Origin of the sequence: Streptomyces sp. NPDC046203 (assembly GCF_040646255.1) — a bacterium.
In the GTDB taxonomy this organism is placed as follows: Bacteria; Actinomycetota; Actinomycetes; order Streptomycetales; family Streptomycetaceae; genus Streptomyces.
In genome coordinates, this window is sequence record NZ_JBEYZX010000018.1 from 1 (window position 1) to 12,349 (window position 12,349).

The window sequence follows — 12,349 nt, forward strand, 5'->3', positions numbered from 1 at the left end:
GCTTCGGCATTCTCGATGCCGAGGTCGCCACCCCGCTCGCCATGGTGCTCACCGAGATCCTCCAGAACGCCCTGGAGCACGCCTTCGCGCCGGGGCGCCCGGACGGCCCGCCGGCTCGCCGGCGACATCACCGGCGCGGCCGATCGCGCCGCCGGGCTCGAACGGCTGGTCCTCGGCCGGGCCGCCGCCGCCCCGCCGCCGGACCCGCTGCTGCGGGCCGTGGTCGCCCGGCTCCGGGCCGGCGGAACGGTCGGGGCTGCCGCGGCCGAGACCGGTCTCGGCGTACGGCGGCTCCACCGGCGATCACTGGCCGCGTTCGGCTACGGCGCGAAGACTCTGGCCCGGATCCTGCGGCTGCGCCGCGCGCTCGACCTGGTGGCGGCGGGCACGCCATACGCGGTGGCGGCGCACCGTGCCGGCTGCGTGGACCAGGCCCATCTGGCCCGGGAGATGCGGGCCCTGACGGGGATGACCCTGACGGGTTACACCACCGGTCAGCGGTCCGCGTAGAGCGACACCGCCGCGCCGTCCGGGTCGTGCACCACCGCGTACCGCTGGCCCCACACCGCGTCCCAGGGCTTCAGCCGACCCTGGTGCCCGGCCGCCGTCAGCGTCCCGTAGACCGCGTCCACCTGGGCCGGGTCCGCGCAGCGGAAGGCAAGCGCGACCCGGTCGCCGCCCGAGGGCCGGGTCCACCCCGGGTCGTAGGAGCGGACCGTGTCCTCGGTATCCCACAGCACCCGCGCGCCGCCGGGCAGGGTGACTTCCACGTGCGGGTCGGCCTCGGCGCCGGGCGGGACGTCCAGGCCGAGCAGCCGGTAGAAGGCGAGAGAGGCGGCCATGTCGGCGGTGACCAGGCCGATGGCGTCGAGGCACGGAGCGGGCCGGTCCGTGCGCGCGGTGGTGCCCGGGGTGGTGCCCGGGGTGGTGCTCTGGGCGGGGTTCGTGGGGCTGTCGTTCGTGTCCATGGCCGCACGCTAGAAGCCCCAGGGCCTCGCCGTCTTGTACGGATCGGACACTCGGCCCGGTCACACTCGAACGGCCCTGCGGGTCCGGCCCCGAGGGTCCGCGCGGGGCGCGAATATGAATTCGATGAAATCGCCGGTGCGATGATTAGAAAAGCCATCTCATCACTCTTTCTCCTCTTCGTTGTCCGGTAAACGAATTTGTGTGCGCGACCCACCCGACTTCCGCTGTCACGTGGGGAGATCGCGCGCCAATACAGAAACGGGCAGATCAAGTCAAGCCTGGATTACTCGCCGAGACTCCCGTTACAGTCCAGGTACCGGGGATTCGAGCGGGGGCCCTCCGTCGTAGCCGTTCCGTCGGCGCGGATCGCACCAGCCAGGACACGGGTTGCAGCAGCCGACAGCGACGACGAGAGCGAAGAGGCCATGCAATTGGATTTCGAGCAGCGCCTGATCTCCGCGATCCAGCCCATCAGGGGTTTCTTTCTCGCCCAGTGCGTCGAGTTCGCGATGACCAGCGGACTGCTCGACCGGCTGAGCCGGTCCTCGCCGGCCGCCACCGGCGAACTGGCCGAGGAACTCGGTCTCCACCCCGAACGGCTGACCGGCCTGCTGCGCTACCTGGCGGGCGAGGGCATCGTCACCGACTCCGAGGGCACGCCCGCCATCACGGCGAAGGGCCGGGAGTTCCTCGCCTTCCGCCCCTGGTACGAACTCCTCATCGGCGGCTACGGGGCCACCCTGCGGGAACTGCCCGAGGTGATGGCCGACCGAGGGCGTTTCGCCTCGCGCGACGGCACGATGGTCGGCCTCGGCAGCTGCGGCATGAGCCGCCACGACGCCGTCCCGCTGGTCAAGCGGATGATCGCGTGCCTGCCCGAACCGCCCGGCGCCCTGGTCGACCTGGGCTGCGGCGACGGCACCTTCCTGCTGGACCTGTGCGAGGGCGGCAGCCCGGGCGTCGGTGTGGACCCCACCCCCGGCAGCATCGACAACGCCCGCCGCGCGGCGGCCGAGCGCGGCATGACGGAACAGGTCGCCTTCGTGCACGCGACCGCCGAGGACTACATGGCCGAGGCCGAACCCACGCGGGCCGGCGCCCCCTGCTTCGTCACCGCCTTCTCCCTCCAGGAGATCCTGGAGCAGCGGGGGCGCGACGCCACCGTCGAAGTCGTGCGCACCGCCCTCGCCCACGCGCCGGGCGCACACCTGGCGATCGTCGAGGTCGACCACCGCCCGCTCGATCCGGCCGTCACCCGGCACGGACTGGGCAACGCCTATTACAACCCGTACTACTTCCTGCACCAGATCACCGAACAGCGTCTGGAGACGCGGGACTTCTGGGAGCAGCTCGTCGAAGAAGCCGGCGGGGACGTCATCGCCTGTATGACGACCGCGCCCGAAGTCGACTCGACCGGCCTTGAACTGGGATTCCTGGTACGTGCCCGGTAGTTCCGGAGAGGAAAAGGCGAAACGAATGCCAGCTGGGTTGTGGCGCCACCGGGATTTCCGGAATCTCTGGCTCGGGCAGACGGCCTCCATGTTCGCTGCGCATATGGTGGCGGTCCTCTTCCCCTTGCTCGCCTCCGTTTCCCTCGATGCCTCCTTGTTCGAGATGGGCCTGCTCTCGGCGGCGGGCTACGTTCCCTACCTCGGGGTCAGTCTCTTCGCCGGCGTATGGCTCGACCGGAAACCGAAGCGCGCCATCATCGTGTTCTGCGACCTGGCCCGCGCACTGCTTCTCCTCGCCATCCCGGTGGCCTGGGGGCTCGACATCCTGAGCGTGCCGACGCTGCTGGTCGTGGCGCTGCTCGTCGGGTCCTTCAGCGTCGTCGCCGACGTGGGCAGCGCGTCGATCCTGCCCGCGCTCGTCGAGCGGGACGATCTGATCGAGGGCAACAGCAAGCTGGAGCTGAGCGCTTCCTCGGCGAGCATCGCCGGCAGCGCGCTCGGCGGCGGTATCTTCCAGCTGCTCGCCGGGCCGGTCTCGATGATGATCAATACCGTGCTCTTCGCCCTGTCGGCGTTCTTCACGGCACTGATCCGGGGTGAGCGGAAAGCCGGTGCGGACGGCGAGGGTGGCGAGACCGGTGCGGCCGGTGCGGATGGCGAGGGCGGCGAGGCGGGGGAGGCGGCCGGGGCGCCGGGGCAGACCCTTTGGCGCGACATGGCCGACGGCGTCGCGTTCGTCACCGGCCATGCCACGGTGCGGACCCTGGTCCTGACCACACTCGTCATCAACTTCTTCATGGCGATCGCCGAGCCCGTCGCGCTTGTCTTCGTCACCCGTACCCTCGACATTCCGCCGTTCAGCGTGGGCCTCATCCTGGCCGCGTCGGGGGCCGGAGCACTCGTCGGCGCGGTGCTCGCGGCACCGATGAGCCGGGTGCTGCCGCTCGGCCGGCTGCTCGTCGTCACGGCCGCCCTGACCGGCGTCGCCTCCCTGCTGACACCGCTGGCCACCCTGGTCCCCGCCGCCCCGGCGGTGGTGCTGATGGTCGCGATGTACACGCTCGACGCGGCGATGATCGTCGTCTACAACATCAACCAGCGCAGCTACCGCGCGGCCATCACACCCGACGCGATGCAGGGCCGGATGAACGCGACGAACCGCATGGTCGTCATGGGTGTCATGCCCGTCGGCGCCATCCTCGGCGGACTGCTCGGCACCGCCGTCGGCACCCTGCCCGCGCTGATCCTCGCCTCCCTGGGCACGCTGATCGCGCCCCTGATCCTCGTGTGCACCCACGTCCGCACCGTCGAGCGCGTCCCGGAGCAGATCGGGGCGGACGGCGGAACGGAGACCCGGGCAGAGGTAGAGGTAGAGGCAGAGGCGGCGGCCGGGGCGACAACCGGAACGGAGCCCACGTCATGAGCGAGCGGTTGAGCGGCCGGGTCACCGAGGATCCGAGCGCCCTGGTCAGGGAACTGGTCCTCGATCCGCAGTTCCGCTACGAGGCCGAGCATCTGCTGCCCTGGTACCTCGCGATCGAGAAGGCCCTCGTGGCCGAGTACCTGCGCATGGAGCTGATCGGGGAGCGGGAGGCGCGCACCCTCGGTCGCCTCCTGGACGGGGTGACACCCGAGGTCGTCGAGGAGAAGCGGTCGCAAAGCCTCTCCGACATAGCCCTGGCGATCGAGCGCGGCGTCACGGAACGCCTCACCGAGCCCGTCCCCGTGTGGCACGCCGACCGCAGCCGCAACGACCTTCAGGCATGCGCCCAGTTGATGTCCGCCAAACGGCGGCTCCAGGAGACGGCGGGGGAACTGCACCGTCTCGCGGACGCGGCCCGGCGGCTCGCCGGCCGGACCGCCGACGTACTGATGCCGGGCTATACGCACTTCCAGTCCGCCCAGATCATCAGTGCGGGCCACTACTTCGCCGCCCTCGGCGACCGGCTGCTGCGCCGCTCCCGGCGTCTGCTCCAGACGTACGACCTGATCGACGCCTGTCCGCTGGGCGCCGGAGCCATGTCGGGACAGGAGCTGCCCTGGGACCGCGACCGGCTGGCCGGACTCCTCGGCTTCGACCGCGCCGAGCCGCTGGCGCTCAACGCGGTCGCCTCCCGGGAGTGGGCCGCCGAGGTCACCGCCGAACTCGGGCTGCTCGGCGGCACCTTGAGTCGGTTCTGTACCGACCTGCTGATGTGGGCCGGCAGCGAGCACGGATTCCTCGATCTGCCGGACGCGCTCTCCGGGATCTCCGCGGCCATGCCGCAGAAGAAGAACTTCCCGATCCTGGAACGCATCCGAGGCAAGACCGCCCATCTGGCCGCCTTCCATGTCGATGTGACGCTCGGTCAGCGCAATACGCCGTACAGCAATCTCGTGGAGGTGTCGAAGGAGGCCGGCACCCATGTCGCCGCCGCCTTCGACACCTGCCGGGACGTACTGCGGCTGCTCACGGTGGTCCTGGAGGGCCTCGTCCTGCGCGAGGACCGGCTTCTCGAAGCCTGCGAACAGGAGTACTTCGGTGGGTTCGCCCTGGCCAACCGGCTGACCCTGCGCCACGGCGTCCCCTGGCGCACGGCACAGGTCGTCGCCGGCGGCTACGTCCTCGCGGGAGTACGTGCCGGACGGACGCCCAAGGACACGGCGCCGGACGTCCTCGTGGCCCTGGCCGCCGAGCACGGGCACACCGTCGAGGACGCCGCCGGACTGCTCGCCGACGCGTTCGACGTACGGCGCGCGCTGCCCCGGATGCGGTCCGCCGGATCCGCTGCCCCCGACGAGGTGCGCGCCGCGCTGGCCGTACAGAAGCGGGAGGGGAAGGGGCTGGCCGCTGCCTGGGAGCGGCGCGCGGCGGTCGTACGGCAGGCGCTGGACGGCACGGACCGCGCACTCGGTGCGGGAGCCGGCACGACATGAACGCACGCGGGGGAGCACAGTGGATCAGAGGATGGTACGCGTCCCTGCGCCCAGGGCCCGGCCGGCGGCGACCGCCGGCACACCGGGCCCCTGGGCGGTCGGCGGCGGCTCGGCCCCGGGGACCTTCGGTGAACTCCTGCAGGGCGTCCTCCCGGACGGGCGGCACTTCCTGGTGACGCTGCCCATCACCACGGGTTCCACCGCGACCTTCCGCTACGCGGACGACGCCGCCGGCATCACGGTGCACGCCCCGCGCAAGAGCAAGTCGGCACAGGTCGCCGCACTGGCCCTCGAAGCGCTCGGACGGCCGGGCGGCGGCGAACTGACGCTCGCCGGCGAACTGCCCGAGGGCAAGGGCCTGGCCAGTTCCTCCGCCGACCTGGTCGCCACGGTCCGAGCCGTCGCCGACGCCTTCGGAATCGTCCTGCCGGCCACCGCCGTCGAATCCCTGTTACGTGAGGTGGAGCCCTCCGACGGAGTCATGTACGACGAGATCGTCGCCTTCCTGCACCGTGAGGTACGCCTGCACAGCCGCCTCGGCCGGCTGCCCCCGCTCGTGGTCGTCGGCTACGACGAGGGCGGCCAGGTCGACACCGTCGCCTACAACCGCCGCCCCACCCCGGTCGACACCCGGGCCCGCGCCGAATACGCCTTCCTGCTCGACCGGTTGACCGCCGCAGTCGTCGCCGGAGACCTCCGAACGGCCGGCGCCGTCGCGACGCGCAGCGCCGTGCTGCACGCCCGGCAACGCCCCCGCGCCGCACTCGCGCCGCTCCTCGCGGCCCGCGCCGAGACCGACGCGCTCGGCGTCGTCGCCGCACACAGCGGAACCGTCCTCGGCGTCCTCCTCGCCGCCGACGACCCCGAACTCGACCGCAAGATTGCCTGCTTGCAAGCCCGGCACGCCACGCTCGGCGGGCCCTCGGCCCTCTACCACCACGCGCCCGGCCCGGCCGCGCCGCGCGACGCCAACGAGGGGAACGGCGATGTTCTTTGACTCCCTGCACGACTCCATCGGAGCGACACCCCTGGTCCGGCTCCGGCTCGACGCGGCCGAAGGCGTCGAGGTCTGCGCCAAGTTGGAGATGCACAACCCCTTCGCGATGAAGGACCGGGTGGCCCGGCACATGCTCCTGGAGGCCCGCCGCCTCGGCTCACTGAAGCCCGGGGCCCCGGTGATCGAGAGCTCCTCGGGCACGATGGCCCTCGGCATCGCCCTGGTCGGCCGCTCCCTCGGACACCCGGTGCACATCGTCACCGACCCGCGGATCGACCCCCTCACCCTCGCCAAACTGCGCGCCCTCGGCTGCGAGGTCCACGTCGTCGCGCGGATGTCCAGCCACGGCTGGCAGAGCGCGCGCCTCGAACGCCTGGAGCGGCTGCGCGCCGCGCTGCCCGGCGCCTACTGGCCGAGGCAGTACAGCAACCCGGACAACCCCGGGGCCTACCGGGCGCTCGCCCGAGAGCTCGTCGCCGACCTCGGCGGCGTCGACGTCCTCGTCGGCTCCGTGGGCAGCGGCGGATCGCTGTGCGGCACCACCCGGGCCCTGCGTCGCCTCAGCCCGGACCTGTACGTCGTCGGCGTGGACTGCGTCGGCAGCGCCCTGTTCGGCCAGCCCGACCGGCCGGAGCGGTTGCAGAGCGGCCTCGGCAACAGCCTCCAGCCGGACAATCTCGATCTCTCGGTCCTGGACGAAGTGCACTGGCTCAACGACCACGAGGCCTTCGCGGCCACCCGTGAACTCGCCCGCGAGCAGCAGATCTTCGCGGGCAACACCTCGGGCTCCGTGTACCAGGTGCTGCGCCACCTGGCCCGCACCGTCGAGCCCGGCCGCCGCGTCGTGGGCATCTTCCCGGACCGGGGCGACCGCTACTTCGACACCGTCCACAGCCCCGCGCACTGGGAGCGGCACCGGCTCACGGAGCTGGAGCGCGCCGAGCGGCCGCGCGAGGTCGGCTACGGCACCGAGGTGCGCTCCTGGGCCTACGCCTCCCTCCGGGAGGTCCGCCCGGTGCGCCGGAAGCTGCTCTTCGTCGAGTCCAACACGACCGGCACGGGCATGCAGGCCCTGTGCCTCGCCCGCGAACTGGGCTTCGAGCCGGTCCTCCTCACCGACGACGCCACCCGCTACCCCGGCCTCGACGACACGGGCGCCGAAGTGATCGTCTGCGACACCGCCTCGCTGCCCGCGCTGCGGGCCGCCGTGCAGGAGCGCTTCCGGGCGCCGGACCTCGCCGGTGTCACCACGACCAGCGACTTCTACGGGCCCGCGGTGGCCGAACTCTCCACCTGGCTGGGCCTGCCCGGCAACCCGGCCGAGGCCATGCGCACCTGCCGGGACAAGGCGAGGCTGCGCGAGACCCTGGCCCGGGCCGGGGTGCGCCAGCCCCGGTTCGCGGTGGTGCGCGACGCCGAGGCCGGGGTGACCGCCGCGGCCAAGATCGGTCTGCCGTGCGTCGTGAAACCCTCCGACGACTCCGGCTCCACCGACGTGCTGCGCTGCACCGGCCCGGACCAGGTCGGCGCGCACGTCGCCCGGATCCTCTCCCGTACCGTCAACGGCCGCGGACTGCCGACGGCCGGCACGGCCCTGGTCGAGGAGTTCGCCGACGGACCCGAGTACAGCGTCGAGATGTTCGGCGTGGAGGGCCACCACCACCTGGTCGGCATCACCGCCAAGACGGTCACGGGCACCCCGTACTTCGTCGAGCGCCAGCATCTCTTCCCCGCGCCGCTGCCCGGGCCCGTGGCCGAGGAGCTGACACGCATCGTGCGGGCGGCGCTGTCGGCCGCCGGTGTGCTCTCCGGCCCCACGCACACGGAGGTCAGACTGGTCGAGGACGGCCCCGTGATCATCGAGATCAACCCCCGGCTCGCCGGCGGCATGATCCCGGAGGTGATCCGTCTGGCCACCGGAACGGCGCTGCTGGAACAGCAAGTCCGGGCCGCGACCGGCGAACCACCCGTGTTGGAGCGGGAGTTCACCCGACAGGGCGGCATCCGCTTCCTGATGGCCGAACGGGCCGGCCGGCTCGCCGCCGTGGAGGGTGTCGACCGGGCGGCCGAGGTTGCCGGAGTGGACCGCGTGACGGTGACCGTACGGCCCGGTGCCGACGTACGCCCCGCCGAGGACGCCTACGGCCGGCTCGGCTACATCATCGCGACGGCCGAGCGGCCCGACGAGGTCGAACGGATCCTCGACGCCGCCGAACGGGAGATCCGCTTCGCGTACGAGGACCACGAGCGGTGACGGCGCGCATGGTGCCCCGTAGGGCGCACCGCACCGGGCCGGGATCACGGCGCTCCGGGACCGCCGGGACCGTCGGGGCCTCCGGGGCCTGGACCTTCGGGACCTGGACCTCCGGGGCCGTCGGGATCGCCGCCATCGCCGGCCGCCCGGCCGTGCCCGATCCGCGCACGCCCTTGCGGGCTGAAAGGACATCCAGGTGACGGCTCCGGAACTGTCGGCGTTGCAACGCCGCCTGAACATCGCCGAGTCCCGCCCGGGCGAGGACTGGCTGATCCTCGTCGAGAACGTCCCCGAGTGGCCCGAGGGGTCCGGAGAGCCCGGGGGGCCCGAGCGGGCCGCCCGCCCGGCCACCGGGGTGCCGCAGGCCGCCCACGCCGGCGCCCCCTTCTCCTACGCTCCCTCGCAGGGCCACCCACGACTGACGGAAGCGCTGGTCAAGCGGGAGTGCGAGGTCTCCGCGAGCCGCCTCGTCGACGCGTCGAACATCCTGGTCACCGCGGGCGGCATGCACGCGATCGGCCTGGTGCTGCGCGACCTCGCGGCCTGCGGCTACCGCAAGGCCGTACACGCCACCCCTGTCTTCTGTGGTGTCCGCGACAGCATGCGGGCCGCCGGAATCCGCTCCAAGGCCCTTCCGCTGCACGGCACTTCGGACGATCTCGCGCCACTGCTCGCCGAGTGCGACGAGCCGGTCGTCGTCTATGTCAACCTGCCGCACAACCCGACCGGCGAGGTACTGCGGCCCGATTACCTGGACGTGCTGCGCGAACTCGCCGCGCGGCCGGGTGTCCATGTCCTGTACGACGCCGTGTACGACTCCTTCGACTTCCGCCCCGACCGCTGCCCCACCCCGGTGGACCTGGCCGTCCGGGAACCCGGCTGCACGATCGTCAACTCGGTGTCGAAGAACTACGGGCGCCCCGGCGACCGGATCGGCTGGATCGTCGCGGCCACCGAGACCATCGACCGGCTCGTGCCCCGCCTGGAATGGGAGGCCGTGGCCGTCAACGGACGCGCCCAGCTCGACGCCGTGGCCGCGATCGAGCGCGGCAACACCGAACTGGTCGAAGGGGTCCGGGCGGGCCGGGCCGCGTATCTCGCCCACGCCGACAGGCTGAGGGCCCCGCAGGCCCTGCCGCCCGGCGGCACCCAGCTCTGGCTCGACCTGAAGGTCCCCGACATCGAACGCTTCGCCGACTTCGCCCTGGACCGGCACCACCTGGTCCTGACCACCTCCTCCAACTACGCCCCGGTGTCCCCCGGCCGTATCCGCTTCCCCACGGGCATACCGGCCGAGCGGATGCGGCGCGGTCTGACGGCGCTCCACGAGGCGCTGGAGGACTGGGGCACACGGGAAAGGGAAGGAGTGGGCGGCCATGACGGCAGCCGTTGACGATCGGGACGGCCCCGGCGGCGGTGCGGAGCGGTACTGGCGAGGTGTCTTCGCGGGTGTCGACACCCTGGAGCGGGTGTTCCCGACCCGGCCACCGTCCGGGTCCACCGGCGTGCCGGGCCCGCGTACCTCGTACGGGCTGACCGTCGGCGCCGACCGGACCACCCGGCTCACGGCCGCCGCGCGACGATGGGACATCGGCCTGGACACCCTGGTCGGCGGCGCCTGGAGCGCGGTGCTCGCCCTGCGGTCCGGGCGCACGGACGTGGTCTACGGCCATGCCGCCGCAGGCGCCGGAGTGGTGCCGTCGCGGGTACGGATCGACGGCGGGCGCGCGGTCTCCGGCTGGCTGCGCGACATCGCGGCCCAGCGGCGGGAAGCGTCGGCGCACCCTGGCGTCGAGCCGGATGACATCCGGCGCTGGATCGTCGGCGACAACGGAGACGAACTGTTCGACAGCACCGTCGACTTCGGTACCGATGACGATTCCGGTGCCGGGCCCGGTGGTGTGGTGCTGCGCGTCGAGGCGGCCGAGGTCGGGGCCGGCGCCGCACTGCGCCTCGCCCTGGACACGGCACCGGAGGCCCTGTCCCCGGACGAGGCCGAGACCGTACTCGCCTGCCTGGAACGGGCGTTGACCCGGCTCGCGGCCGAACAGGAGCCACTGGTCGGCGATCTGATCGCCGCCGCGAGCGGCCTAGTTCCTTTCGCGGCGACCCTCGGCACGCACCCCGGGAAGCCCTCGGACGCGCTGATGTCCTCGGGCACCCGTGACGCCCTGCTGGCCGGACTGTGCCGAGGGGGCGAGACCGAGGCCGAGGAATTCGTCTCCGTCCAGGAGATGTTCGCGTCGGTGGTCCGCCAATGGCCCGGCGCCGTCGCCGTCGAAGCCCCGGACGGCGAGCTGACCTTCGCCGCCCTGGACGCGCGGGCCCGCTCCCTCGCGGCCCGGCTGCGCGCGCACGGCGCGGGCGCCGAGACCATCGTGGCCGTCGTGTGCGGGCGGACCGGCGACCTGATGACGGCCGTCCTCGGGATCTGGGCGGCGGGCGCCGCCTTCCTCCTGATCGACCCCGACGAGCCCGTGCCACGGACGGCCGAGAAGTTCGCCCTGGCCGGGGTGCGCCTGGTCGTCGCCGACGCCCCGCACACCGGTATCGCCGAGCGCCTCGGCCCACCCGTCCTCCCGGTGACCGGGGACGCGCCGGGCGAGCCCGCACAGGCGGAGTCCGCGCCGGCGGAGCCCGTACCGTACCGGCGTCCGCTGCCCGGACAACTGGCCTACGCGGTCTTCACCTCGGGCTCCACGGGCAACCCCAAGGGCGTCCTCATCGACCACCGGGGCCTGGCCGAACACATCCGCACCCAACTGGCCCCCGTCTACCGGCGGGTGAGCCCCGACGGCACGGGGCTGCGGGTGGGCGGGGCCGCGCCGGTCACCTTCGACTCGTTCATCGACCAGTTCCTGCCCACGGTCGCCCTCGGCCACCGGCTCGTGCTCTTCGACGAGACGCAGCGCCGCGACCCGGGCAGCTTCCTGTTCCGGCCCCCCGGAACCGAACTCGACGTCGTGGACTGCGCGCCGTCCCAACTGTCCCTCCTCGTCGAATTCGGCCTGCTCCACACGCCGGTGAGGCTCGTGGTCTTCGGCGGGGAGAAACCCGGCCAGGAGCTGTGGCGGGCCCTGCGCGCCTCCGGGGTGAGCACCCTCAGCGTCTACGGCGCCACCGAGTGCTCCATCGGCTCGGTCGAGGCGGACGTCCACCGGGACGAGCGGGTGTGCCTGGGCCGTCCCGCCGGGTCCGGCACGGTGTACGTCCTCTCGCCGGACCGCCGGCTGCTGGCACCCGGTCTGACGGGGGAGATCCATCTGGGCGGGCCGGGCGTCGGACGCGGCTACGCAGGCGACCCCGCGCACACGGCCCGGGCCTTCCTGCCCGACCCGTTCGCCGGGGTGCCCGGGGCGCGGATGTACCGCACGGGCGACCTCGGCCGGATCGCGCCGGACGGCCGCCTGGTCTTCCTCGGCCGGGTGGACGACCAGCTGAAGATCAACGGCTATCGGATCGAACCCGCCGAGATCGAGGCCGCCTTGGACACGGTGTCCGGGGTACGGCGCTCCGCCGTGCTCCCGGTCCGCACGGTGGGCGCGGACCGGCTCGTCGGCTTCGTCGAGTGCGCGGCGGGCTTCGACGCGGAGCGCGCCCGGAAGGAACTCGCCACCCGGCTGCCCTCGTACATGGTGCCCAGACGGCTGGTGCCGATGGACGCCCTGCCGCTGACACGCAACGGGAAGGTCGACCGCAAACGGCTCGCCGAGTCGGGGGACGGCATACAGGCAGTCGGTGAGTGAACGCCCCGGTGCCCGA

9 protein-coding genes are annotated in these 12,349 nt (G+C 72.6%); 8 read left to right on the forward strand and 1 reads right to left on the reverse strand.

All coding sequences use genetic code 11. The annotated features are described in order from the left end of the window. A partial coding sequence (locus tag ABZ990_RS16090) for a helix-turn-helix domain-containing protein (RefSeq protein ID WP_361231235.1) occupies nt 1-510 on the forward strand: 510 nt, incomplete at its 5' end. Here the strand turns inward: ABZ990_RS16090 and ABZ990_RS16095 are convergent. After that, a complete protein-coding gene (locus tag ABZ990_RS16095) occupies nt 495-968 on the reverse strand; it encodes a VOC family protein (RefSeq protein WP_361231237.1) in 474 nt (157 codons plus the stop codon). The two genes, ABZ990_RS16090 and ABZ990_RS16095, sit on opposite strands and share 16 nt — an antisense overlap. Before the next feature lie 426 nt (nt 969-1,394). On the opposite strand from ABZ990_RS16095, the gene ABZ990_RS16100 reads away from it, so the two are divergent. The 7 genes from ABZ990_RS16100 (at nt 1,395) to ABZ990_RS16130 (ending at nt 12,333) form a co-directional block, all read left to right on the forward strand. After that, complete coding sequence (locus ABZ990_RS16100) at nt 1,395-2,420, forward strand: 2-ketoarginine methyltransferase (protein ID WP_361231239.1); 1,026 nt, start codon at nt 1,395-1,397, stop codon at nt 2,418-2,420. 25 nt (nt 2,421-2,445) lie between these two features. Continuing rightward, the gene (locus tag ABZ990_RS16105; protein WP_361231241.1) at nt 2,446-3,843 is read left to right on the forward strand and encodes an MFS transporter; all 1,398 of its coding nucleotides are present in this window, start codon (nt 2,446-2,448) and stop codon (nt 3,841-3,843) included. After that, nucleotides 3,840-5,336 carry a lyase family protein gene (locus tag ABZ990_RS16110; RefSeq protein ID WP_361231243.1) on the forward strand — a complete coding sequence of 499 codons (1,497 nt, stop codon included), beginning with the start codon at nt 3,840-3,842 and terminating at the stop codon, nt 5,334-5,336. Before ABZ990_RS16105 ends, ABZ990_RS16110 begins: the two co-directional genes overlap by 4 nt. 31 nt (nt 5,337-5,367) lie before the next feature. Then, nucleotides 5,368-6,333 carry a kinase gene (locus tag ABZ990_RS16115; protein ID WP_361231244.1) on the forward strand — a complete coding sequence of 322 codons (966 nt, stop codon included), beginning with the start codon at nt 5,368-5,370 and terminating at the stop codon, nt 6,331-6,333. Then, nucleotides 6,323-8,587, forward strand: a complete 2,265-nt coding sequence (locus ABZ990_RS16120) for a pyridoxal-phosphate dependent enzyme (protein ID WP_361231246.1) — start codon at nt 6,323-6,325, stop codon at nt 8,585-8,587. Before ABZ990_RS16115 ends, ABZ990_RS16120 begins: the two co-directional genes overlap by 11 nt. A gap of 196 nt (nt 8,588-8,783) precedes the next feature. Then, on the forward strand, nt 8,784-9,980 hold the full coding sequence (locus ABZ990_RS16125; protein ID WP_361231248.1) for a beta-methylarginine biosynthesis bifunctional aminotransferase: 1,197 nt from the start codon (nt 8,784-8,786) through the stop codon (nt 9,978-9,980). Next, on the forward strand, nt 9,964-12,333 hold the full coding sequence (locus ABZ990_RS16130; RefSeq protein ID WP_361231250.1) for an amino acid adenylation domain-containing protein: 2,370 nt from the start codon (nt 9,964-9,966) through the stop codon (nt 12,331-12,333). The genes ABZ990_RS16125 and ABZ990_RS16130 overlap by 17 nt, the downstream gene beginning before the upstream one ends. Nucleotides 12,334-12,349 lie beyond the last annotated feature (16 nt).